The organism is Anaerostipes sp. 992a (assembly GCF_001940245.1).
Taxonomy (GTDB): domain Bacteria; phylum Bacillota; class Clostridia; order Lachnospirales; family Lachnospiraceae; genus Fimousia.
This window is the reverse complement of sequence record NZ_MJIG01000004.1, coordinates 651,119-676,638: the sequence shown is the minus strand read 5'-3', so window position 1 is coordinate 676,638 and position 25,520 is coordinate 651,119. Positions and strand designations below refer to the sequence as shown.

General features: G+C 36.3%; 21 protein-coding genes, 7 tRNA genes and 1 pseudogene. 28 read left to right on the top strand and 1 reads right to left on the bottom strand.

The window, feature by feature from the left end:
- Positions 1-3 precede the first annotated feature (3 nt).
- The 18 genes from BHF69_RS07540 to BHF69_RS07455 all read left to right on the top strand — a co-directional run bounded on the left by BHF69_RS07540 (position 4) and on the right by BHF69_RS07455 (position 12,112).
- Positions 4-1,320 carry an ABC transporter substrate-binding protein gene (locus BHF69_RS07540; RefSeq protein WP_075670416.1) on the top strand — a complete coding sequence of 439 codons (1,317 nt, stop codon included), beginning with the start codon at positions 4-6 and terminating at the stop codon, positions 1,318-1,320.
- A gap of 129 nt (positions 1,321-1,449) precedes the next feature.
- Positions 1,450-1,887, top strand: coding sequence for a PTS sugar transporter subunit IIA (locus BHF69_RS07535; RefSeq protein ID WP_075670415.1), 438 nt, complete (start codon positions 1,450-1,452; stop codon positions 1,885-1,887).
- 11 nt (positions 1,888-1,898) lie between these two features.
- Positions 1,899-2,396 (top strand): PTS system mannose/fructose/N-acetylgalactosamine-transporter subunit IIB, encoded by a 498-nt coding sequence (locus tag BHF69_RS07530; RefSeq protein ID WP_075670414.1) that lies wholly within the window; start codon positions 1,899-1,901, stop codon positions 2,394-2,396.
- A gap of 50 nt (positions 2,397-2,446) precedes the next feature.
- Positions 2,447-3,307 carry a PTS mannose/fructose/sorbose/N-acetylgalactosamine transporter subunit IIC gene (locus BHF69_RS07525; protein WP_075670413.1) on the top strand — a complete coding sequence of 287 codons (861 nt, stop codon included), beginning with the start codon at positions 2,447-2,449 and terminating at the stop codon, positions 3,305-3,307.
- A 1-nt stretch (position 3,308) separates the two neighbouring features.
- On the top strand, positions 3,309-4,145 hold the full coding sequence (locus BHF69_RS07520; protein ID WP_202816994.1) for a PTS system mannose/fructose/sorbose family transporter subunit IID: 837 nt from the start codon (positions 3,309-3,311) through the stop codon (positions 4,143-4,145).
- 13 nt (positions 4,146-4,158) lie between these two features.
- Positions 4,159-4,443 carry a hypothetical protein gene (locus BHF69_RS07515; protein WP_075670412.1) on the top strand — a complete coding sequence of 95 codons (285 nt, stop codon included), beginning with the start codon at positions 4,159-4,161 and terminating at the stop codon, positions 4,441-4,443.
- Positions 4,444-4,546: 103 nt separating this feature from the next.
- Complete coding sequence (locus tag BHF69_RS07510; protein ID WP_075670411.1) at positions 4,547-8,449, top strand: GH32 C-terminal domain-containing protein; 3,903 nt, start codon at positions 4,547-4,549, stop codon at positions 8,447-8,449.
- Positions 8,450-8,631: 182 nt separating this feature from the next.
- Positions 8,632-8,706: transfer RNA gene (locus tag BHF69_RS07505), tRNA-Pro, on the top strand.
- 8 nt (positions 8,707-8,714) lie between these two features.
- Positions 8,715-8,785, top strand: a tRNA-Gly gene (locus BHF69_RS07500).
- A 32-nt stretch (positions 8,786-8,817) separates the two neighbouring features.
- A tRNA-Arg gene (locus tag BHF69_RS07495) sits at positions 8,818-8,891 on the top strand.
- Between the two features lie 14 nt (positions 8,892-8,905).
- A tRNA-His gene (locus tag BHF69_RS07490) sits at positions 8,906-8,979 on the top strand.
- A 27-nt stretch (positions 8,980-9,006) separates the two neighbouring features.
- A tRNA-Gln gene (locus tag BHF69_RS07485) sits at positions 9,007-9,078 on the top strand.
- 51 nt (positions 9,079-9,129) lie between these two features.
- Positions 9,130-9,202: transfer RNA gene (locus tag BHF69_RS07480), tRNA-Lys, on the top strand.
- A gap of 4 nt (positions 9,203-9,206) precedes the next feature.
- Positions 9,207-9,287 (top strand) — tRNA-Leu (locus BHF69_RS07475).
- A 129-nt stretch (positions 9,288-9,416) separates the two neighbouring features.
- Positions 9,417-10,382, top strand: coding sequence for a tyrosine-type recombinase/integrase (locus tag BHF69_RS07470; protein ID WP_075670410.1), 966 nt, complete (start codon positions 9,417-9,419; stop codon positions 10,380-10,382).
- Complete coding sequence (locus BHF69_RS07465) at positions 10,376-10,669, top strand: hypothetical protein (protein ID WP_075670409.1); 294 nt, start codon at positions 10,376-10,378, stop codon at positions 10,667-10,669. Before BHF69_RS07470 ends, BHF69_RS07465 begins: the two co-directional genes overlap by 7 nt.
- Before the next feature lie 2 nt (positions 10,670-10,671).
- On the top strand, positions 10,672-10,947 hold the full coding sequence (locus BHF69_RS07460) for a hypothetical protein (RefSeq protein ID WP_075670408.1): 276 nt from the start codon (positions 10,672-10,674) through the stop codon (positions 10,945-10,947).
- A gap of 595 nt (positions 10,948-11,542) precedes the next feature.
- On the top strand, positions 11,543-12,112 hold the full coding sequence (locus BHF69_RS07455; protein WP_075670407.1) for a recombinase family protein: 570 nt from the start codon (positions 11,543-11,545) through the stop codon (positions 12,110-12,112).
- 135 nt (positions 12,113-12,247) lie between these two features.
- Here the strand turns inward: BHF69_RS07455 and BHF69_RS07450 are convergent, their stop codons facing one another.
- A complete protein-coding gene (locus BHF69_RS07450) occupies positions 12,248-12,451 on the bottom strand; it encodes a helix-turn-helix domain-containing protein (protein WP_075670406.1) in 204 nt (67 codons plus the stop codon).
- 99 nt (positions 12,452-12,550) lie between these two features.
- Between BHF69_RS07450 and BHF69_RS07445 the strand changes: the two genes are divergently transcribed.
- From BHF69_RS07445 to BHF69_RS07400, 10 genes and pseudogenes are all read left to right on the top strand, one after another.
- Complete coding sequence (locus tag BHF69_RS07445) at positions 12,551-13,360, top strand: hypothetical protein (RefSeq protein ID WP_075670405.1); 810 nt, start codon at positions 12,551-12,553, stop codon at positions 13,358-13,360.
- A gap of 543 nt (positions 13,361-13,903) precedes the next feature.
- Positions 13,904-14,614, top strand: coding sequence for a hypothetical protein (locus tag BHF69_RS07440; protein WP_075670404.1), 711 nt, complete (start codon positions 13,904-13,906; stop codon positions 14,612-14,614).
- Between the two features lie 384 nt (positions 14,615-14,998).
- On the top strand, positions 14,999-15,613 hold the full coding sequence (locus tag BHF69_RS07435) for a hypothetical protein (RefSeq protein ID WP_075670403.1): 615 nt from the start codon (positions 14,999-15,001) through the stop codon (positions 15,611-15,613).
- Positions 15,614-15,676: 63 nt separating this feature from the next.
- Positions 15,677-16,651: a hypothetical protein gene (locus BHF69_RS07430; RefSeq protein ID WP_075670402.1), complete on the top strand. Its 975-nt coding sequence runs from the start codon at positions 15,677-15,679 to the stop codon at positions 16,649-16,651.
- A gap of 379 nt (positions 16,652-17,030) precedes the next feature.
- Positions 17,031-18,371, top strand: coding sequence for a C39 family peptidase (locus BHF69_RS07425; protein ID WP_075670401.1), 1,341 nt, complete (start codon positions 17,031-17,033; stop codon positions 18,369-18,371).
- A gap of 122 nt (positions 18,372-18,493) precedes the next feature.
- Positions 18,494-18,767: pseudogene (locus BHF69_RS13955) on the top strand (MerR family DNA-binding transcriptional regulator); the annotation flags it as partial.
- A gap of 11 nt (positions 18,768-18,778) precedes the next feature.
- Positions 18,779-19,948, top strand: a complete 1,170-nt coding sequence (locus BHF69_RS07415; RefSeq protein WP_075670400.1) for an RNA-guided endonuclease InsQ/TnpB family protein — start codon at positions 18,779-18,781, stop codon at positions 19,946-19,948.
- 241 nt (positions 19,949-20,189) lie between these two features.
- Positions 20,190-21,086, top strand: a complete 897-nt coding sequence (locus BHF69_RS07410; protein ID WP_075670399.1) for an FKBP-type peptidyl-prolyl cis-trans isomerase — start codon at positions 20,190-20,192, stop codon at positions 21,084-21,086.
- Positions 21,087-21,209: 123 nt separating this feature from the next.
- A complete protein-coding gene (locus BHF69_RS07405) occupies positions 21,210-23,303 on the top strand; it encodes a DNA topoisomerase III (protein WP_075670398.1) in 2,094 nt (697 codons plus the stop codon).
- A 149-nt stretch (positions 23,304-23,452) separates the two neighbouring features.
- On the top strand, positions 23,453-25,519 hold the full coding sequence (locus BHF69_RS07400) for a BglG family transcription antiterminator (RefSeq protein WP_075670397.1): 2,067 nt from the start codon (positions 23,453-23,455) through the stop codon (positions 25,517-25,519).
- The last annotated feature ends 1 nt before the right edge of the window (position 25,520 follow it).

The following is a 25,520-nucleotide window of genomic DNA, read 5'->3' as shown; positions in this document are numbered from 1 at the left end:
ACAATGAGTAAAACAGCGGTTTGGTGGAGACGTCTGGTAGTATGTGGATTGATTTTTAGCATATTGACGTGTTCATTAGTGTTAAAACCAAAAGAACAAAAGGTTGTACTTACTTTTGGCATGTTTGCAGGTAATCAGTGGGATGTACCGGATGATGATTGTTATCGGATCATTGATGAGACGATTGAGGAATTTGAAAAAAAATATCCCAATGTGACGATTCGATATGATAGCGGTATCTTAAAGGATGATTATTCTGAGTGGCTTTCTCAAAAAGCCATAGATGGAGAGCTGCCAGATGTATTTATGGTTCTTTCAGAGGATTTTAATACCTTTTCCTCTGTAGGAGTATTAAAGAATCTGGATTCTTTGATTGCAAAGGATCCCTCTTTCCATGAGGAGGATTATTATCAGGGAAGCTACCGGGAAGGAGAATGTGAAGGGAGTCAGTATGCCCTTCCTTATGAAAGTGTACCAACGCTGATGTTTGTCAACAAGACTCTTTTGGAGAAGGAGAACATAGCAATGCCAAAGGAGGATTGGACGTGGGAGGATTTTTATGAAATCTGTAAAAAGGTGACAAAGGATACCGATGGGGATGGAAAAGTGGATCAGTATGGTGTATATGGGTATAAGTGGAAGAATGCACTCTATAGCAATGGAGCATCGCTATTTAATAAGGCGGGGACAAAATGCAACCTGACTGGAGAAGAGGTGGAGGAATCCATTCTTTTTACGAAAAAGATCAATGAACTTTCTGGATTTTCCAATCCAACCTCCAATGACTTTGATACTGGAAAGGTGGCATTTCAGCCTATGAAATTCTCAGAATTTCGTACCTACAAGCCTTATCCATGGAAGATTAATAAATATTTCGAATTTGAATGGGACTGTATCAAGCTGCCGACCGGACCGAGTGGAGAGAGTAAGTCGGATGTAGATAATCTGTTAATAGGAATCAATAATAGAAGCAAGAACAGCCAGATGGCGTGGAAGTTTTTAAAGGAGTTGACCTACAATCGAGATACACAGGAAAAATTATTTCGATATTCACAGGGAATCTCGCCTCTTAAGGATGTAACCAATTCTAAAAAGGCAGAAAAAATATTGGATGAATATATGGGCGAGGATACCATTGTAAAGGTCGAATTGTTAAATGAAGTAATGGAACAGGCAGAGGAAAAACCAAAATTTCGGGAATATGATACGATTATGGAATATATTGACAATGAAATTTTAAAACTAATGATGCTGGAAGAAGGATTTGACGAAAATATACAAAAAATAAAGAATGATATTGATGATATGTTAAAAAAGTAATATGACATTTGTCATTTAGAAAATGACATTTGTGAATTGTGTTTAATGACAATTTACAGATGTCTTTTTTTTGTGCAATTGTTACAATATGTTTGTAAATAAAGAACGAATAAAAGAAAGGAGAAAAGGATGAAGTATGTAGTATTAGTTAGTCATGGAACATTTGCTCCAGGATTGAAAAGTGTGCTGGCAATGCTTGCAGGAGGAGAAAGAGAAGATGTCATCAGTGTTGGACTGGAAGATGGAATGAGTGCCGACGAATTCGCTGCTAAATTCGCAGATTCCATCAGTGGAATTACAGAAGATGACGGAATTATCCTTTTGGGAGATATTGTAGGTGGGTCACCATTGACCAATGCAATTGAACAGATTTCTAACAAGGGTCTGGACAAGAATCTTATAATCTTTGGTGGAATGAACCTTGCAATGGCATTAACAGCTACATTAATGAAGGACGATGTTGATGACGAGATGCTGAAAGCAAGTCTGGTAAGCGAAGCAAAAGACGCTATAAAAGAATTTGTTCTGGCACCTCAGGATGACGCAGATGAAGAAGATGATATTTAGGAGGTAGGAATATGTCAATTTCATTTTTAAGAATCGATGACCGTATGATTCATGGACAAACAGTAACAAGATGGTCCGTTGAGTATCCATGCGATGGATTAATTGCAGTAAACGATCGTGCAGCAAATACACAGGCATTGAAGATGGCATATAAGAGTGCAAGTACAAAAAAGACTTTTGTATGGACCTATGATGCATGGAAGAAAAAATGCCAGAAGGTATTAGATAGTAATGACCAATATTTCCTGATTACAAAAGATCCGATCCAGATGAAAAAGATTCTGGTAGACGATGGATTTGTTCCAAGTGATGTGAAAAAAGTAATCATTGGACCATGTAATGACCGCCCAGGAGCAGTAAAGCTTGGTAATAACCAGTCCATTACACAGGAAGAAGCAGAAGCTATTGAAGCAATTACAAAAGCAGGATACGAAGTAGAATTTGCATTAGTAAAAGAAGCTTCCATTGGAACATGGGATAAATTCAGAGGTCAATTCGGATTTAAATAAAATAGATTTTCATAGGAACATATGAAAAGAGAATATGGAGGAAAAAAATTATGACAATTAGTTGGTTACAAGCAGTCATCTTAGGTATTTTTGCCTGCTTATCCAGTATGCCTGGTATGGGTGGTACTGTAATTGGAAACTATACATTAGGACGACCATTGGTTGGTGGTTTAGTATGTGGTATCGTATTAGGAAACATTCCTTTAGGAATCATGGTTGGTGCAGCAATGCAGCTTGTTTATATCGCATTAGTAACACCTGGTGGAACTGTATCTGCTGACGTTCGTGCCGTATCTTATATCGGTATTCCTTTAGCAATGTTAGCATTAGATTCTTATGGACTAGATCCTGCATCTGCAGAAGGAATCGGAATGGCTACATCTTTCGGTGCAATGGTAGGTACACTTGGTACTGTATTATTCTACGGAACAGCTACGATCAATCTGGTATGGCAGCATATTGGATGGAAGGCAGTTGAAAAAGGAGATTTCAAAAAACTTTACGCCGTAGATATGGTGCTTCCTTGGATTTCTCACATTATCTGTAGTTTTCTTCCTGCAGTTGTAATGTGTAAGCTTGGAGTTCCTGTAGTAGAAGCAATCAAAGTAGCATTGCCAATGGATGGAATTGCTATGAAGACATTATTTACAGTAGGTAGTATGCTTCCTTGTGTTGGTATTGCGATTCTGTTAAAACAGGTAGTAGATAAAGTAACGGACTTTATTCCATTCTTCTTTGGATTTACATTAGCAGCAGGTATGGGATTAAATCTGGTATCCGTTACAGTTGTAGCAGGATTATTTGCAATCTTGTTCTATAACATTAAAATGGTTGGAATCAATGCGAAGAAAGCAGCAATGGCTGCTGGACCGGGTTCCTTAGACGATGATGATGATGAGGAGGATATCTAATATGGCAGAGAAAAAGCTTTCCAAAAAGGCGTTAAATAAATCATTTCGTAACTGGTATTATGGACATTTAACCTGTTTCTCTCAAGAACATATGCAGACATTTGGTTACTTATGTGCAATGCTTCCATTAGTAGAAGAATTATATGATACAAAAGAAGAGCAGCAGGAAGCAATGAATACATATACAGCCTTCTTTAACACAGAACCACAGGTTGGATCTATTATTGTTGGTATTACAGCCGGCTTAGAAGAAGCAAGAGCAAATGGAAACGATGATGTAGATGCAGAAACCATCAATGGTATTCGTGCTGGTTTGATGGGACCAATCGCTGGTATCGGTGATTCCTTAGTTGTTGGTACTTTGATTCCTATCTTATTAGGTATTGCACTTGGATTATCTTCAGGTGGATCTGTTGTTGGACCAATCTTCTATATTCTTGCATGGAACTTATTGATTACTTTTGGTATGAGATTCTTATACTTCAAAGGATATGAATTAGGTGGTAAGGCCGTAGATGTTCTGGTTGGTGAACAGGCGACAGCAATTCGTGAAGCAATCGTTATGCTTGGTACTATGGTAGTAGGATCCGTAGCAGCAACATGGGTATCTGTTAAGACATCCTTCCATCTGGTAAATGATGCAGGAGAAGAGTTCTTAAATCTTCAAAATCAGTTAGATGGTGTATATCCTGGAATTTTAACAGCAGCATTTGTAGTTTTATGCTGGTGGCTGATGGCAAAGAAAAAACTTTCTCCGATCGTTACCATGTTACTTTTAGTAGTAATCGCATTCGTAGGTGTATTAGTCGGATTCTTTAATCCAGGATTACAGTATTAATAAGGAGATTCATATGACAGCACAACAGACAAAAAGTCAACAATTAAGAGAGATTGAATATCAGACAAGAATGATAGAGAATCTGAAAAAGTGGGTAAGAAATCTTATAGTTATTTCATCAATTGGAGTTGCAATGGCATATTGGGCATTAAAGCTTCAAAATGGAATGATTTACAATGTAGTGGGAGTAATTAGTATTATCATAATTGTTGTCAGTGTCATTCTTTGTGCAGTCATTGGATTAGCTATTAAAAACGGAAGAGCGAATATTGAGAAAATAAAGAAAGTCATACACTAGACACAAATCCTTTTCTTGGGAGGCGGCTAATTGGCCGTCTCCTTTACTACTGTATCAGGAAGAGAATTTGTATCATGTATAAGAGAGAAAATAAGGAGAAAGTATGAAAAAAGGAAATATGAGAATTTTTGCCTGTATTATGGCAGGACTTATGGCAGGGACCAGCATAACACCTTATATGCCACCTGTTTCTGTATATGCAGCTGCACAGCAGCTTGTAGATGGATGGGTATTTTCTGGAAATGGAAGCCAAATTGAAAATGGCATCCGTCTTCAGGGAGAAGGTGATAATTTTGGTATCTCTGATGTTGTAAAACAGGATAATTATACCGTAAAAGCAACTCTGAAACAGGGAGAGGGCGATGGTGCAGTTGGAATTGTTCTGGGAACTAAGGAAGCAGACAATCCAAAAGAAGGTGCCGTTGTAGTTAATGTAACTCCATCCTCTGGTGCGGTACGTGCATTTTGTTTTCAGGGAGGCATTGCCGGTGATATTCATGCAGGTAAGACATTTGAAGAATTAAAAAATCAAGAAACGTATCAGTTTGATGTCTCTGTGGAAGATCGTCAGCTGCAAGTGAAGATCAATGATACAGAGGTATATGATTTTGAAATCAGTGATACGATTTTGGAAGGAAATATTGGATTCATTGGATTTAACGAAGATCTGACCATTACAGATATCACAGTCGATGATATTGAAGTAAAAGAAGCAGAAGCTTATTTATCTGATCTCGAAGTAAAAGGTGGAGAATTAGATAAAGATTTTTCCAAGGAATATGACAGTTACAGTGTGGTTGTTAAAAATGAAACGGAAAGCATTTCCTTGATTCCAACAGTGGAAGGAAGCGGAAATGTGACTGTTAATGGAGAAGCTGCTCAGGCGGGAAAAGCAACAAAGGTAGACTTAAAGGTTGGATCACAGCAGATACCAGTTGTAGTTACCAGTGAAAACGGCGGAAAAGAAAAGACAATCATTAATGTATTGAGAAATGCAAGCGATTCTGTTTATAATGTACCGACCAGACCACAGTATCATTATTCACCAGCAACTGGATGGGCGAATGATCCAAATGGATTGGTATATTATAAAGGGGAGTATCACCTGTTTTATCAGTATTATCCAGACGATACCGTTTGGGGACCAATGCACTGGGCACATGCAGTATCCAAAGACTTAAAAACATGGGAAGAACTTCCAATAGCTTTATATTATCAGGAAGATATGGGAGCAATCTTCTCAGGAAGCTGTGTTGTGGATGATGAAAACAAATCAGGCTTATTTGGCGATGAAAAAGGACCTGGTACCGGAGGTTTAGTTGCCATCTATACACAGAATAACGATGGAAGAGGACAGGATCAGGCCATTGCATACAGCAAGGATAAAGGAAGAACCTGGACAAAATATAAAGGAAATGCTGTTTTGAAATGGAACGAAGATCCATTAGATAACACGGCATTCCGTGATCCAAAAGTATTTTATCATGAAGAATCTGGAAAATACATGATGGTTGTTGCAGGCGGAATCCTGAGAATTTATTCTTCTGATAATTTGATTGACTGGGAAGTAGAAAGTACCTATTCTGGTGACGAAGGAAATACAAGAATCGAAACAGAATGTCCGGATATGTATCCATTAACGGCAGAAGATGGAACAACAAAATGGGTAGTCAGTGAAGGCGGCCGTTACTATCGTGTTGGTGACTTTAAACAGGTTGACGGAAAATGGACTTTCGTACAGGATGAAGGAAGTGACCGTTATGTCATGAACTTTGGACCTCAGTCTTATGCAGCCATGACATATGACAATTTCCCAGAAGGACGTCGTGTTATGATCAACTGGGCAAGTATCTGGGAAAATGGATATTGTAACAATGTCAGCAATGTAACTGGTAAATGGGGCTATAATGGATTCTTTAACCTTCAGACAGAATTAAATCTTACAAAGACAGAGAATGGCTATCGTCTGGTTCAGACTCCAATCAAAGAATATGAGGATTTAAGAGTAAAAGAAGCAGCAACAAATGTGAAAGCAACCATTCCTAAGAAGACAGATTCCAGTGAAAATCTGTTATCAGGAATCAAAGCTGGACAGTATGAAATCGTTGCAGAGTTAACTCCAAAAGAAGGAACAACAGAGGTTGGATTCAAATTAAGAACCAATGATGAAGGTACAAAGGAAACAATTGTAAAATACAACACAGAAACAAAACAGGTGAGCATCAATGGTGATAAAGCAGGTGTAATTCCAGAAGGTCAGAGAAAAGGTGATATCGTATCTGATGCCATTGCTGTTGAAGAAGATGGAAAAGTAAAATTAGATATTTTTGTTGATGAATCCAGTGTGGAAGTATATGCACAGGATGGACAGCAATCAGGTACACTTGCAATTTTCCCATCCGTAAATAGTACAGGTATGGAAGTATATTCTGAAGGTGGAGAGACCGACGCAGATATTACTGTTTATCCAATGAAGAGTATCTGGGAAGATAAATTAACAGATGATAATACAGCAGCAGACCTTTATATTAGTACAGCATCAGGAAGTGGAGAATATGGTGTTGGAGATGAAATTGAAGTTATGGCAGCAATTTCTCCAGTCAGCGCAGAGCAAAAAGTAACCTGGAAAGTAACGAATAATAAAGGCGATAAAGTAAAAGTTATCAAAGAAAAGAATGATAGTTTGCTGTTAAAGGCTTTAAAGAAGGGCGTATTTACTGTTACTGCTGAAACAGAAAGCGGTTTATCCAGAAGTCTGGATATATCTATTACAAGCTCTAAGTTAAATAGTAATATTGGCGATTGGCACGTTATCAGTGGTGATTGGACCTTAGATGAAAATGGATATACTGGGGATCTTATTGGAAAAGGCGATGGATTCCTGATGTCCGGAACCAAGATCAGCTCTGATGATTATACCTTCGAGGCAGATGTTCTGTATCATTCAGGAACAGCATTTGCGATGATCTTCCGTGGACAGGATCCAAATTCCAATAAAGGATATGCAGCAAATGTAGATGATCCATTCCATGAAGGAGATGGTACATCAAGAATCTTTACCTTTGGTGGTGGAACCGGTGATATCGGAAACCGTGTGAAATATACTTTACAGCCAAATACCCGTTATCATCTAAAGGTTGAAGTAAAAGGAAACCATTATAAATTCTATATCAATGACAGTCTGATATTAGACAGAATTGACCGTAATGCAAATAAGAATTATGCAGAAGGAAGATACGTTGGATTTAACGCATTTGATTCTAAAGTAACTTATCAGAACATTAAAGTTACACCAATGGATACAAAAGAACCAGCTGTAGATGAGAAACTTTCTCTCTATACCGGTCAGTCAAAGACGATCAATGTAACTATGGAAGAAGATGATTACAATATCGTAAAATATCAGTCTTCTAACACCGACGTTGCTGTTGTTGATGATGAAGGAAAAGTGACAGCGAAAAAAGCAGGAACAGCTGTTATTAAGGCAGATGTAACTAATTTTGGTCGTAAATATCAATTAGAAACAAAGGTAACTGTAAAAGCACCATATGTGAAAGTGACTGCTCCAACAACTGCTTATGTAGGAAAAACCGAAAAGCTTTCTGCAAAAGGCTATGGGGTTAGTGGAAAAGTAACATGGGTAAGCAGCAATAAGAAGGTTGCTACTGTTTCTAAGAGCGGAGTATTATCTCCAAAGAAAGCAGGAACGGTTTATGTTACTGCTAAGATTGGTAACTACAGTAAAAAGGTGAAAGTTGTTGTTAAGAAACCATATATCAAGGCAACTTCTGTAAAATCTACAGTATCCCGCAATAAGACATATAAGTTTAAAGCAACAGCCTATGGTACTGGTAAAAAAGTAAGCTGGTCTTTATCCAAAGCCAGCAAGAAATATGCAACGATGTCTGCAACTGGTACTTTGAAAACAAAGAACAAAAAAGCTACAATCACTGTTTATGCCAAATCTGGAAAAGTGACAAAGACATTTAAGGTTAGAATCAAGTAAAGAAATCTGGCTGTTTTAAGTACGAAAGACGGAAGCAGTGCAAATATGCACTACTTTCCGTCTTTTGGCATAAGAAAAAGTTGTGAAAAAATTTTTTAAAAAAATTGAAATTTTTTGTTGACAGTTAGTGGAAGCTATGGTAATATAATTCTTGCGTTGAGGAAAACGCGGCTTAGTTTCATCGGGGTGTGGCTCAGCTTGGCTAGAGCGCTTGATTTGGGATCAAGAGGCCGCAGGTTCGAATCCTGTCACCCCGATACCTTTTGCGGGTGTAGTTCAATGGTAGAACACTAGCCTTCCAAGCTAGATACGTGGGTTCGATTCCCATCACCCGCTTTTCTTATGGGATTTTTTCCTGAGAAGCTTATGTGCTCATAGCTCAGTTGGATAGAGCAATGGCCTTCTAAGCCATGTGTCCGGGGTTCGAATCCCTGTGGGCACGTCTTTTAAAATATGGTGGGTATGGCGCAGTTGGCTAGCGCGCAAGATTGTGGCTCTTGAGGCCGTGGGTTCGAGTCCCATTACCCACCCTTTACGATAGCTTTCAAGCTAAGTGTTGGGCTATCGCCAAGCGGTAAGGCACAGGACTTTGACTCCTGCATTCGCTGGTTCGAATCCAGCTAGCCCAGTTTCTTCCTATTAAATGTAGGATAGGGTGTATAGTAAAATGAATAAAATATGGGTGTGTAGCTCAGTTGGTAGAGCACTTGACTTTTAATCAAGTTGTCCGGGGTTCGAACCCCCGCACGCTCACTTTGCGGATATGGCGGAACTGGCAGACGCGCTAGACTTAGGATCTAGTGTCTTTGACGTGCAGGTTCGATTCCTGTTATCCGCAGGCAGAAATCTTTATTTTAAGCGGTTTTCAGTACCCTTTGGTTGCTGGAAGCCGTTTTTTTGTGCCTTTTTGTACGCTAGATTCTTTAAGGAATCATACATAGTCTAGTGTATAAAGGAGGAATGGAAAATGGTAAGACAACGTATAAAAATAGCCAACAGGAAAGATGATTTGACATTGAATGAAGCGTTTGATGAATTCATGCGGAAAGCAAAAATCAGAAATCTTTCTAGCGAGACAATGAAAACATATAGTAATGTCATAAAGATATTCTTTGAATTCATGGACGAAGGAACGAAAACACATGATATTTCAGTGAGCGATGTTGATGAATATATCTTTTGGCTAAAAGAAGAGAAAGAGATTAGAGATACCACGGTCATCAATTACGTACGACATTTAAGAGCGTTTTTATATTATTGTATGGACTGTGGCTACATAAAAAAATTTAAGATTTTGATGCCAAAATCAGATAAAGAAATCAAAGAAACTTATACAGATGATGAACTGAAACGATTGTTAAAGAAGCCAGACTTGAAGAAGTGTACATTTACAGAATACCGTATCTGGGTTTTTGAAAACTATCTTTTGGCTACGGGTAACCGCATTTCTACAGCTTTAAATTTAAAAATAAAGGATGTAGACTTTGGGAACGGTGTTATAACACTCCGAAAAACAAAAAATAGACACCAGCAGATCATACCGTTGTCGCATACGCTTGCAGATATTCTAAAAGAATACCTTGTGTACCGAGAGGGCAACGAAGAAGATTATGTATTTTGCAATGATTTTGGTGAGCATGGAGCAAGGCGAACGTATCAGCAGGCTGTATACCGCTACAACATTAAGCGGAACGTTAACAAGACATCATGTCATTTGTTTAGACATACGTTTGCAAAGAAGTGGATTCTTAACGGTGGAGATATCTTCCGTTTGCAGAAAATTCTTGGACATTCTTCTATTGATATCGTCAAAGAATATGTAAATATGTTCTCGTGTGATTTACAGATGGGTTTCTCTGACTTTAATCCCCTTGACACGCTGGCAAAACCAAGCAGAACAAAGATAAAGATGGGTGGTGCTGGCAGATGCTAAAGAAGATTGATGTTGATAAATTGTTGGAGATTATAGAAGCAGAAACCAGAGCGGAAGTTAGGTTTTTTGCTGGCGATACGGATATTTCTGGTTGTGATTTGGTGTTAGAACGGGCGTACATAGCCGATGATTGCTTGGTGTTAAATATAAAAAAAGCAGAATCGGAGATTGCTATAAGATTTTCTAGAATTGCCAGTATCGAACTGGAAGAAAGATTAAAGACGGCAATTCTTACAATAAAAAATGACGAAGCATATGAAATATTCTTTTTATTTGCGGGGGTGTGAGAATGAACAGTAAGAAAGCCCTAAAAGCAACCGCAGAGGCTATAGCAGAGTTTATAATGGAATGTGATGCGGTGATTGATATACTATTTGGCAAAGGGGATAAAATGGATTTAAAGGCTAATATTGAGCGTGTACGGCGTGTGTATCCGTTTGTTACTGATGTTTTCGTGCGTGGTGATTACGCACTGCTCAAAACGGTTTTGCCAGAAGTGAGATTATTTGTATACAGAAGATACAATGAGGATGGATGGTATCATCTTATCATAAAAATTAAATAAATAATTAGCTAAGAGAAGGAACATACAACGACAGTCCTTCTCTTTTTTTTAACCCCAAAAGCAGCAGAAATTATTATTTTGCTCTGATTGTGAGCAATATATATAATATTTATTGTTAAAAGTTGCTGAAATGGAATATATTGAAAAAATAAGAATTCTTCTATATTTCCCGATGTCAGATTGGCTTGTTTATGCGGTTTTTGTATTGGAAAATTAAGAAAAATAATTACATTTTCAATTAGAAATGGGCTTGCTTAAGCCAATTATGAGTTGCTTCTTGGCTAGTTTTTTTGTAAAAAACGGAAATTATTACCTTAACAATGCTAATTTATAATTATTTTTGTAATTAAGGGCTGATAGGCTTTATCATGGGGTTTTATTAAATTACGTAAAAATAGAATATAGCCTAACTTTACGTTAAGAAATGCCAGATATATGTAAAAATAGAATTGAAATATTAATTATTTTACATATTGCACGATATGTCTTGACTCTATATTTATATTATGTTATATATAATATTAGATATAGAGTAATAGATATATATTAATATAATAGTATTAACAATATTATATTAAGAGGAAGGAGAAAGAAGATGAATGTAGCGTATATAAGGGTTTCCACTGTAGAGCAGAATGAGGCAAGACAGATGGAAGCTATGAAGAAGCATAATATTAGCAAATACTTTGTCGAAAAGGTGTCTGCAAAGGACAGGAACAAACCGAAACTGAGAGAAATGTTAGAATTTGTTCGGGAAGGAGACACAATCTATATCCATGATTTTTCAAGGCTGGCACGTTCTACCAAAGATTTACTAGAAATCGTGGAAGAGTTAAAGGTAAAAAAAGTAAACCTCGTGAGCAACAAGGAAAACATCGATACTTCAACGCCAACGGGCAAGCTGATGCTCACCATGATAGGAGCGATAGCGGAATTCGAAAGGCAGAATCTTCTTGAACGACAAAAAGAGGGCATTGCGATAGCTAAAAGAGAGGGTAAATACAAAGGACGGAAAAAGGTTGTTCTTAATGACGAATTTAGGAAGCTATATGATGATTACAGAATTCGAAAAATAAACAAGACTCAATTTGCAAAGGCTTTGAATATTTCTAGACCAACATTGGATAGAATGATAAAAGAATATGTTGATTCTCTAGCTTTATGATTGAAAAAAAGCCAGATGTGAAACTACATTTAATAGGAAAGAATAGAAACGGGGCAATTAAAACTTTTAAGTAATTGCTCCTTTTTCTGTTGGCGTTAGTCTGTTCTCCTATAGAAATCTGGTGAAATTGTAGGGTTACTTGGTTTTGTCATGTAGAATAATATCTGATACTTCACAATCCAGAATAAAGCAAAGGGTGTCTAAAGTCTTAGTTGTGATAGGCAACCCTTTTTTTATTCGATATAAGGTGTTTGCGGATATTCCTTCTTTGTATATTAGGTGATATTCAGTGATGTTCTTTTTAAGTAGCGTTTGATAGAATGGTTCATACGATATCATAATTCTTTACCTCATAAAGAAAGCCTAACACATTAAATCTGTTGACTATACTTAATATATTAAGTATAATTAAAGAAAAATATACTTATGGAGGAGATTATGAAAAAAGAAATAACAAAAAAGATATTAAAAGTATTATCAATAATTTTGATGGTTTTGGGGATTATATTTATTGGAATAATCATATATGTTTGGACTTCATCAGAAGACACCATAGATAGTTCATACAACGATGGAGAAGAAACAAATATTAATCAAGGTCAATTTCAAATTATAGGTCATGAAATTGTACGTGATGTTGATGGATATTATGATGTTGTTTATAGAATTAAGAATATATCCGATGAAACATTAACATTTGTGGGATTTTCAATAATTGAATTAGATACGAAGGGAAATATTAATGATAGTTATGAATCATATAATAAACATTCTGTTGAGGTTGATTTAAAACCAAACCAAGTATACAAATTAGATTTAACATTTTCTGATGAAGATAATATTGCTTCAATTGAAAGTGAGAATTACGTATATGAAGACAATAATGGAGACTATATAGAAGGAGAATTTTCTAAAAAATATGTAGTAAAAATTAAAGAAAAAGAAAGTGATTTGGTTTCTGATGAAGACTTTGAGCAACTAAAATTTAAAGAAATTAATTTAATCAAAAGTATTGGAAGTAATATTAATGTTGATAAAGATAGTTTTACGGTAAAACGAAGTGGAAATTACTATTATACATCAGTATATGTTAGCGTAAATGGTGAATCTGATTATATTGAGGGCACTTATAAGAAAAAAAATGGTAAATTTGAGAGTGTTATAGATGAAGAAGATGAAACTGATGAAGAAGATAGCGATCCAGTATCTGTAACTGGCTCTGGACCAGATTTAAGTCAATATCAATAATGGTGGCAAAGTAATGGTTCAAAGTATATCAGTAGTTATGGATTAGTTGATTTACAGAAATACAGATGTTGAGTATAAAGAAACAAGTGTAAAAGAATACTTAATTATGAGAGCCGGAAAATAAAATCCGGTTCTTTATTTTGCCAATCGAAATTATCAGATATTTATATAAATTTTCTATCTTTTCATAAAAAGTAACATATTTTATGAAAAACAACAAATTTTTTTTGTAAAAAGAAAAAAAAGACTTGACAAGTCAATTGTCTTGGTGTATATTAGGTGCATATTTAAGGATTAATCATGATATTTTCTGTATATCATACATTCAGTTTTAAGGCTGAATATCGGAAAAGACCAATTCGGTTAAATTTCCAAATGATTTTTATAAGTAGTTTAATAATTTGATATTGTGTATAAAATTTTTATATACATTGTATCACCATATTTATTAAGGAGGTTGATAACATAGGCGAACGAGTTAAACGTTATCTAAAAGCAGATGAAGAAAAGAAAGTTAGAGAAAATGGATTTTATCCCATCAATTTGTGTGAAGATAAGGGCAATTTTATTTATGGCACAAATGAAGAAATCAATAACTTTCTGAAAGGATTTGATGAAAATAAATTAAAGAGGACAGAAAGAAAAATTGTTGAAAAGGCAAAATTAGATTCAGTTTCTTTGGTTATTCCTTGTTATTTTATTGACAATAAATCATTGCATCCAAAGATTACCCTACTATATATATATCTTTTAAAACGGGTCAGAATTGATAAAAAGCATAGTTTTTCAGTTCGTAAGCTTGCTGGTGAGTTGGGGATGAGCAGAGATACGTTAAAGCGATATTTGCTTAAACTGCCAGCAGAATATATCGTTGTTGAAGAGATACAGGCAGGAGTATATGAATATCAGTTAGTTAAATGGGGAAAAGCTGCAAACGGAAAAATGGAAACTTATGAGATTATACATTATTTGATTTTAGAGAGGATTATTGGCAATTGTAGTGATCCAGCACAGGCTTTAAGAGAATATCTGATTATAAAAAAATATTTTAATGAGGATATAGGATATGCGTGGATTCCTCATCGTGATATTTCAAAAGTAGGCAGAATACCAATTAAGCAAATTAAACGTAATTACGTCGAATTGGCTAAATTGGGACTGATTACATATTCTCATCACTGGAATAAAAAAGAAAACAAGTATAAAAACAACAGATACGTTATACTTCCATTCTCCGGAGATGGTCAATTTTAGTAAAATATTCTAATAATGTAAATAATATACATTATTAAAAAATATAAAGCCTTTAACAGTACAATAGCTGTAGCAATTGTACTGTACAATCTTACGATTGTAATTGTGTTTCGTAGAAAAATTTAGCCAGGAAGAAGATTTTTATATGAAATTAAAAAAGCAACGCAGTTGCAGATCCTTGAGTGCGCAACGAAAGGATCTATTATAAGGTAATGTGTTCATTATTTATATAAAAACTTATCGGCTTTATTTAGTTTTTCTCAGCAAGTTCGAAAAAATCTAAATAAAGCATTATTTTAGTAATAAGTTTTTCTGGCTATAGTGATAAGATACGTAAAATGTTATTTAGTAATATCAAAAGATTTTATTTTAGAAGGAGACAATATGAAAACACCTAAACAATATACTATTAATTTAAAAAACAATATTATTACAAAAGAGATGCTTGTTGATTGCTTGTTCAGTGTGAATAAACGTGCTAAGAATTATCGAGATCAAGAACGTTCGTATAGGGAACAACATATAGACATTTACGATACAGAATCAAAATGTCGTCAAAAGAAAGAGGAATACTATTCTAAAAAAGAACGATTGCTTACATTGTTGGAACCAACCTGTATTCATAAGGAAACTATATTTAGGAAACGAAAGGTTAAGATTTATGATTGGGATGAGTGTTATGATCAATTATTGATGCAGAATAAATTTATTTATAAAAGTGAGTATTATGATAGAGAACTTGAAAGAGAAGTTTGTTTTGGCGTTAGATATGAAGAAGAAATTATTGAAAAATATTATTTGTTTTACGATTGTGGTGAAGTATCCTTTCATTCACCAATTCGAGAAGATATGTTAAAAAAATATGATTTAGAAATTATAGATTTAGAAGGAGAACTTCATACAATTGGAAAAGAAATTTCTGAATTGGTTTCGGTTCAATTTGTCAATAAAGTCCTAGAAGTTATTGAAGGAGAAAATTATGTATTTAAGGAAAAATAATTTTGTATATATATATGAAGTCCCATTTTTTTTAAATATAATGAATACAAAGGAGAATTAAATATGAGTTTAACTGAATTAATCAAGAAAATCGTCGATGAAAGCGTCGACAAAAGTCTAAAAAAAATAGACGAAAAAAGAAGATTACGAGTTGATACAAGACAGATGAGGGGCATCTTGGAAAAAGAAGAGGGATATATGTACGCTTACGGGTATCTTTACGGAAAAAAAGAAGCAGAATCGTTCATAAAAAAAAGAGTCAGAAGACTATTCACAAATAAGAACAGATTCTCTGGCTGTGCCTTTCCGTACAAGGATATGAGCCATGTTGAACAGTTACCATTTGAGAAGGTAAAGGAAGCCTACCACACAACAAAAATAAAATATAGAGAAGATTTCAAGGAGCAAACGATACGATCAGACATTTTTTATGCTATGCCTTCTCAAATTGGTAAATATACGATCAACAATGCTTATATTAACGAGTACGGGGATGTAATAGCCATGGGTGAAGAAGGTTTATATCTCGTAAAATCTAGGCTGGACGGCAATTATATTTCTTTGGATATGCCTAGAAGAAGTATCGTAAGTGTGGAAAACGTAAAGTTTCGGCTTCATACGCTGATTGCAGCTACCTTTTTAAATAATCCTTTTCTATATGTTGGGGAACCTATTGTTCATCACATCAACGGGAAAAAGCTTGATTCTCACTACAAGAATCTGGAATATGTGAAAGACCAAGGTGTGCATAGGGCAGTACACCATAGGATTGAGTGTATACAAGCGAAGCCTTGTATTGGTGAGAACGGCAAAAGAATATGGACGAGATGGGACGATGAGTCTTTAAATAAGAGAATCCAGATGCCCGCTTTCCTGTACGGGGTTTCTGTTGACTACATATATGATATGCTGAGCAGAGAACCGTATAAGATTGATAAAGAGAATACAAATATTAAATACTATAGGAGGCGGATTCCAAAGATTAATGGGAAAAGCACGTTGGTTGAGTTGAAAGTCACATGGAAGAAGAAAAAATAGCTTGCAATAAGAACATACATATGCTACTCTTTATAAAGAAGAATCTAGTGTAATTAGAAAAAAGCAATCTGGCGAAATCCGCTTAAATACAGGGTTTATAGGAACTGGCAGACGCGCTAGACTTAGGATCTAGTGTCTTTGACGTGCAGGTTCGATTCCTGTTATCCGCAGGCATGAGTCTCAAGGCTTTGAATCATCAAGGTCTTGGGGCTTTTTTGTTATATTAAGAAATATTACACAGACATTAAGAAAACTTTAAGAAAAGTTATTCATTTCTCTTTTGACAAATAAACCGGTGAGGTCTATCATAAGAAGTGCTAGAAGATTACACGAAGACATAAGATGAATTTAGATGATAGATGAAGGGGTATGATGCAAGATGCATTTTTCTAAAATAATAAAAAGTATGGCCATTAGCGTGGCATTTACAACAGCGTTATGTTCTATGAATGTAGCCGCACAAAATGAAGTGGGAGATACAGCAGCACAGACGGAGACAGCGTCAGAGAGGGAGACGACGGCGCAGACAACGGAAACTGCAAGTGAAAATCAGGAGACACAAACGGAGAAGACGACCGAAGAGATAACAGAAAAGCGAACAGAGAAGCCGACGACGGAGTCTTCTACAGAAAAGAAGAAGAATACGGATACATCAAAAAAGAAGAAAAAAGAGAAAAAGACCATTACGGCCGAGAAGGTTAAGAAGTTAGAAAAGGTTGATCAGGAAGAGGAAAAGCTATCCGTTCATATTATTCCAAAGGTATACAATGACCATAGTCTTGCCATGAAGAATCAGAAAGAGATGATCAATGGCTTTGTATACTTTAATCAAGGGGATCCTGCGTGGAATGACAATGGATATCGGATTAAGAAAGCCGGATGTGGACCAACCAGCATGGCAGTCGTGATTACATCCTTAACAGGTAAGTGGGTAACACCAGTGGATACGACGGTGTGGGCGTATGAGCATGGATACTATTCTGGTCAGGGGTCCTCTCATGCATTGATTCCAGCATTGTCAGAGGAATATGGCTTACAGTGTGAGGGTGTTGGAACGGATGCACAGGCAATCCGGGAAGCTCTCCAGGAAGGAAATCCGGTCGTTTGTCTGATGGGACCTGGATACTTTACCAAAGGTGGCCATTTTATGGTATTGGTAGGCATTGATGAGAATGATAATGTAACAGTGGCGGATGTTGGAAGCAGAGAACGAAGCCGTTATAAATATCAATTGTCTGATATTATCGATCAATCCAAACCCGCGGCTGCTGGAGGACCATTCTGGGTCATTTCCAATCCAGATGGAGATACGGCAGCAACAAAAGATGAGAAGGCTTCAGAAGAGAAGAGCATAGAAGACGAAGTGGTAAGCACAGAGGAGCCTATGGAATATGGAGTGATTCAGGATACGGATGAAGATAGCATCCGGGAAATTGTCCAGGCAGGTCATTTGGTTATGATGATGAGTGATGGAAAGGTTCTGGATGGAGAAGAATTTATCTATATTATGGCGGTAAATAGCAATGGAGTTGCAACGATCGCGGATCGAAGCTTCGAGAAAAAAGAGCAGTATTCCTTCACGGATTTGTTTTCCCATGTAAAAACGGATCTCACTGGATTATCCTTCTGGCAGGTAAGTGGGGAAAGTCATCAGTTCTTAATGCCATTTTCTCAGAAGATAGAGGGATCAGATGCAGATAGTTCCTCTATAACTGAATAAAAGTGGGAGGGTAAGAACAGATAAACAAAATTTATAAAATGTTATAAATAATTGTTGGCTTTTATAAGTTTTTTGATAGAATAAAGTATAAACAATATAAAACAGCATAAGGAGAATGAATTATGAGTAAATACTATTCTATCAATGAGTTTTCAAAAATTTTAGGTGTATCTTCACAGACATTAAGGAATTGGGATAAAAATGGAAAACTTCACCCACACCACACTTCCAGCAACGGATATAGATATGATTCCCATGAACAGTGAAATCAAGTAATGAATATAAAACCTAATTTAGACAGAATTGTAATTGGATATTGTCGAGTTTCAAGTAACAAACAAAGTCGAAAAGGTTGTAGTTTTGTATAAAGATAGATTATTACGATTTGGTTTTAAGTGGTGATAATGATGATAAAAACAATTCGAGTGATGCTGATACCAAACAACAAACAAAAGACTAAATTATTCCAGTATGCTAATACTGCAAGATTTGCTTACAACTGGGCATTGGGAAGAGAACAGGAGAATTATAAGAATGGTGGTAAGTTTATATCTGATGGAGACTTACGAAAAGAATTTACGCAATTAAAGAAAACGGATGAATATGTTTGGTTAAAGAGTGTATCGAATAATGTGACGAAACAAGCAATAAAAGATGCTTGTATTGCATACAAAAATTTCTTCAAAGGTAAGAGTAAATATCCAAGATTTAAGTCCAAAAAGAAAACAAGACCATCGTTTTATCAAGACAATGTAAAAATAAAGTTTACTAATACTCATGTTAAATTTGAAAGTTTTTCTTCTAGTAAAAAGAGAAATAAAGCAAAGCTTAATTGGGTAAGACTTGCAGAACATGGCAGAGTTCCAACAGACATAGACATAAAATACATGAACCCAAGAGTAACATTTGATGGTATTCATTGGTGGATTAGCGTTGGAATAGAATGTCCAGATAATGAAGAAATACCAATGAATGATGGTATTGGAATAGATTTAGGAATAAAAGATTTGGCAATATGTTCTGATGATCATACTTATAAGAACATTCATAAATCAAAAACAATTAAGAAACTAGAGAAAAGGAAACGTAGGTTACAGCGTTCCATATCTCGTAAATACGAGAATAATAAGAAAGGAGAAAGTTACTGCAAGACAAGTAACATTATAAAGAGAGAAAAAGAACTTTTAAAAGTAAATCATAGATTGACGAATATCCGTAAGAACTATTTACATCAAACAACATCTGAGATCGTAAATCGAAAACCAAGATTTATTTGCATTGAAGATCTGAATGTAAAAGGAATGATGAAGAATAGACATTTATCAAAAGCAGTTCAACAACAAGGGTTTTTTGAATTTAAAAGACAGATAGAATATAAATGTAAAAATAACAATATACAAATGGTTATTGCAGACAGATTTTATCCATCTTCAAAATTATGTAGTTGTTGTGGAACTATAAAAAAAGATTTGAAGTTATCGGATAGAATTTATAAATGCGACTGTGGCAATGTTATTGATAGGGATTTTCAAGCATCTATAAATCTAAGGAGATACGGAGAACAATTTGCATTTTAACACATAAACGTAAATGCAAATGTGTACGGATGCGTTAGTTCGGAATTTACGCTTGTGGAGAATACAAGAACTTGTGAGTAGATATGATTTTGTCAATCGAAAACATATTCGTTGAAGCAAGAATGGAACATAAGGGTTTTATAACTTTTTATAAGTTTTCAGTAACGGAACCGTTGTGAAGAATCGAAAGTATCTGATATATTTTCTCATTTTTTTAATCTTAGCAGCAGTAGCAGGAGGAATGTTTTATAGATGGGGACCGAATCAGATTCATACGAAGCAGCTTAGCCTGACGGGCTATAAGGGAATGCGCGTAAAGAGCGAGACAAAAACAGAAATTACAGATTCTGCGGTAAAGGAAGAAGCATATCGGGAATTGGCCAATGACGGGATATTTGAGAAGATACGCAATCAGAAGATCAAACAGGGTGATATTGTTCATGTAAAGGTCCGTGGGTATATCGATGGGATAGAGAAGAAGGATATGTCTATGGAAGATTATGATCTTGAGATTGGATCTCATACCTTTATTGATGGCTTTGAGAGTGGTCTTATGGATCGCAAGCCTGGAAAGTGGATTACATTGAATCTGACATTCCCGGAGAACTATTCCAATGCCAGCTATGCCGGACAAGATGTGGAGTTTCAAGTGTACGTATACTATATTAAGAAGAATTATAGTGAGGATACGTTGACCGATCAGATCGTAAAGAAGAATACCTCTTATAAAAATCGAAAAGCACTGTATCAAAGCGTCCGAAAGAAGATGGAGCAGCAGCAGGAAAAAGCAGTCAGTGAGCAGCAGAGGAAGGATCTGTGGAAAGCCATTTTGAAAAAAGCGGATGTGAAAGATTATCCAGATTCCTATTGGGAAGAAGAAATAGAGGCATTTGACAAATCCTATGAGGAAAAGGCAGAGGCACTGAATATTACCAAAGAGGAATTTCTGGATCAGTATTGTGGCTATGATGAAAAGGAGTATGCGAAGCTTCGGGAAGAAACCTGTGAGGAAAATGCGAAGAAGCGGGTAATTGTAAATGCCATAGCGAAAAAGGAAGGGATTGAAGCAAAATCATACGATGAATTAGCAAAAAAAGTAGAAAGTCTTCTGATGGAGCATGCCAAGTTTATCAGCTGAAAAAGAACAGAGGCGAATTTATATTCAGGTGAATAAAAAGTCTGGAAAAGTTATTTTTCCAGGCTTTTCTTGTCCTTGTTCTTTTGTTATGATAGTAAGGATGAAATAAAGGAGTTTATGAATATGAAACAATTAGTATTAGCAGAAAAGCCTTCTGTGGGCCGTGACATTGCAAGGGTGCTGCATTGCAAAAAGGCAGTAAACGGTGGTCTGGAAGGAGAAAAATATATTGTGACCTGGGCATTGGGGCATCTGGTAGAATTAAAAGATCCGGAAGGATATGATAAAAAGTATCAGACATGGAGAATGGAGGATCTTCCGATGATGCCGGAGAAGATGCAGGTCCAGGTGATTAAAAAGACAGCAAAGCAGTATAAAGCGGTTACGGCCCTGATGAATCGTAAGGATGTAGGAACCATTATCATTGCTACAGATGCAGGGCGTGAAGGGGAACTGGTTGCCAGATTGATTTTATTAAAAAGTCATAACAAAAAGCCGATCAAAAGGCTTTGGATCTCTTCTGTGACCGATAAGGCGATTAAGGAAGGATTTTCCAGACTAAAGGACGGAAGAGAGTATCAGCATCTGTATGAAGCAGCCATGTCAAGAGCGGAAGCGGACTGGTTAGTAGGGATGAATGCCACCAGAGCCTTAACCTGTAAGCACAATGCACAGCTCTCCTGTGGGCGTGTGCAGACACCGACTCTTTCTCTGATTGCACAAAGGGAGGAGGAGATTCGAAACTTTCAGCCCAAAGCGTATTATGGATTAGAAGCAAGGGGAGCAGGACTTACCTTTACCTGGAGAGATGAGAAGAACAATACCCGAACCTTTGTGAAAGAAAAGTGTAAGGATGTGGAAAAAAAGGTTTCTGGGGAGATGCTTACGGTGGATAACGTGGTTGTAAAGCAGAAAAAATCCTATGCGCCAGCATTATATGATTTAAATGAACTGCAAAGAGATGCCAGTCAGAGATTTCATTTTTCTCCAAAGGAAACCTTGAATATCATGCAGAGGCTTTATGAGCATCATAAGATTTTAACTTATCCGAGAACGGATTCCAGATATCTGACCGATGATATTGTTCCGACGATTCCAGAACGTTTAAGATCCTGTGGAATCGGACCATACCGAAAGGCAGCAGCTGGAATTTTGAAGAATAAGATCAAGGCCAACGGTCATTTTGTGAATAATAAGAAGGTCAGTGATCATCATGCCATCATTCCAACGGAGCAGTTTGTCAATTTAAGTGAATTGTCATCGGAGGAGAGAAAGATCTATGACCTGGTTGTCAGAAGATTTCTGGCGGTATTGATGCCTCCGTATGAATACGAAGAGATGACGATCGAAGGAAATATGTCAGGAGAACGGTTTGTAAGCAAAGGAAGCAGAATGTTAAAGGCAGGATGGAAGGCAGCTTATGAAGAGGAAGAAGAACTTGCTGATGTTTCTGAGGTAAAGAAGGGTCAGAAGCTTATTGTAGTCGTAAAGGAAACGGAAGGAAAGACAAAGCCGCCAGCCTATTATACAGAGGCCACTCTTTTGACAGCTATGGAGCAGAGAGGGCTTGGAACCGTTGCCACCAGGGCGGACATCATCGATAAGCTTTTCCGTACTTTTTTATTGGAGAAGAAGGAAGAGGGTATTCGTACTACCTCCAAGGCGAAGCAGCTGCTGGCATTGGTGCCAGAGGAGTTAAAGCAGCCAGAATTGACGGCTGACTGGGAGAAAAAGCTTAGTCGTATTTCAGATGGAAAATTAAAGAGACAGGTATTTATGTCGGAGATTAAGGATTATACGGTTGAAATTGTCGATGAGATCAAAGGCTCACAGGGCAAATTCCATCACGACAATATGAGCAATAAGAAATGTCCAAATTGTGGAAAGCGTTTGCTAAAGGTGAATGGGAAGAAGAGCAGGATGCTGGTGTGTCAGGATCGGGAATGTGGTTATCGAGAGACTGTATGTGTGATTTCCAATGCCAGATGTCCGGTTTGCCACAAGAAGATGGAGCTGTGGGGCAAGGGAGAGGATGCCTCTTTTATCTGCAGCTGCGGTCATAAGGAGAAGATGAGTAAGTTTAAAGAGCGGCGGGAGAAGGAAGGTGCCGGTGTCTCTAAGAGGGATGTGGCACGTTATATGAAGAAGCAGGCCAAGGAAGCCAAGGAGCCGATCAACAATGCATTCGCCGACGCATTAAAGAACATAAAGCTGTAGTTCATTACACAAATATGGCAGTTTAGTTTCTTTCAAAGAAAGTTGAAAGAAATTGAACTGCTTATTTTTTTTCAATTTTCATGAAGGAAATGAAACTGTTTATATAAGAATGATAATGATATACTAAGTTTAAAGATGAGGTGATAGTAATGAACAAGAGATCTCGAGAAATTTTATCTCGCATTTTGCTAAAAAAAGAATACCAACAGGAAACAACAATAAAAGAGTTGACGAACATTTATGGAGTTTCCAGTCGTACCATCCGTTATGATATTAACCAGATTAATGATTTTTTGGAAAATAATCAAATTTCAAAAATTGAGTTAGGAAAAAATGGAGTATTGCAGACAAAAGAAGATTTTTTTATGAGTAAGGAACATTTATTAGAAGAAGAATTCTATACCTTTAAGCTTACAAAAAATGAAAGAGAAATATTTATTTCCATCATGCTGGTATGTGCCAATGATTTTCTAACATTATCTGAATTAGCAGATGAATTGATGATCAGTCGATCAACAGTGATTCATGACGTTGAAAGAGTAAAGACAAAGGTAAAAAAAAGAAATCTGTCATTGAATTCCTATCCGAATAGAGGATTGCTATTGGAGGGCAGAGAAAGAGATAAAAGACTATTTATACTTCATTTAATACGTCAGGAAAAGACGGTATTTAAGGAGGGACCTCTCTTTTATCATCTTCTGAATATAGTTCAGAAAAATGAAAACATTGTAGTAACAGAAGAGATGATAGAAAAAGTGATCAACGAAGCTGAACATGCGTTTGGACTTTTTTTAACTGACACTGACTTTCATTATGTAAAATACTATCTCATTCTGGCACTGCATCGAATGAAACAAGGCTGTAATGTAGAACATTATATTTCAGAAAATATAGAAACAGAGAGAATGGCCTTGGGAATATTAAAACAAATTGATATTTTTACTAGTATTGTAATAAAACCTGGAGAAGTGGAATTTCTAAGTGTATTTCTCGGTGAATTAAGATATTTGAAGAAGACGACCAGTAATAAAGAAATTGTAAAGATTCAGGTCATTACCAGAAAATTCATTGAAGAAATATCTGCAAAGTTAAAGATTGATTTGAATAGTGATTACATATTTTATGAGAATCTGACAAATCATCTGGAATCCACATTTTCACAAGTCAATGCTGATTTTGAAATTAGCAGCATTGTAAAGGAAGTACTGAAATCTTATCCGGAAGTGTTGAAAGCCGCCAAAGAAAGCATAGGAATCTTTGAACAGTATATAAAACGTTCTCTGGATAATGCAGAAATTGCATATATTGTTGTTCATATATGTGCAGCGGTCGAAAGAAATAGAAATTCCAATGATCAATATTCGGTATTATTGGTTTGCCATGGAGGAATCGGGACCTCACAGCTGCTGATAGAAAGATTGAGAAAATACTTTAATTTTCATGTGGTGGATGTGGTTTCTGCTCATGATCTTCCAGGAACACCTTTGGATGAAGTGGATTTGGTAATTTCTACAATTCCTTTGGAGGAGCCGCCGATGAATTATATTCAGGTTAGCCCGATGCTTAGTGATAAGGACTGTATCAATGTTGGAAAAACACTTTCTACGATCAATGGGCACGAATTGGTGGATGAAGAAGTAGAAGCACAAAAGAAACTCATCCAGAAAATCCAAATGTTTATCAACGATTATGAGGATAAAAAGGAAATGAGTGCCAGAGTAACGAAAGAGTTAAAACGTTATTTTGGATTAGAAGAAGAAGTATCTCTATCGATGCTTTTGACGGAAGAAAGCATACAAATTGATGTGGAATGTGAGACCTGGGAAGAAGCTATCCGTGCTTCTGCAAGATATCTTCTGGAACATAATTACATAGAAGAACGGTATGTGGATGCGATGATAGACAATATAAAAATAAATGGGCCTTATATTGTTGTCGCTCCAGGTTTTGCATTGCCTCATGAGGCGATTGATTCCGGAGCCCTTAAGCTGGGAATGAGCTTGACTAGACTGAAAAAGCCAGTTTCTTTTCATCATCCATTGTATGATCCGATTGATTGGGTATGCTGTTTAAGCACGGTGGATAAAGAAATGCATTTAAAAGCGATGTTTCATCTAGTGAATTTATTACAAAACGATACATTTCGATTTGAAATTGATCATGCAACAACAAATTGGGAAATAGTAGAAATCATAAGAAAATATGAAAGCAGGTGAG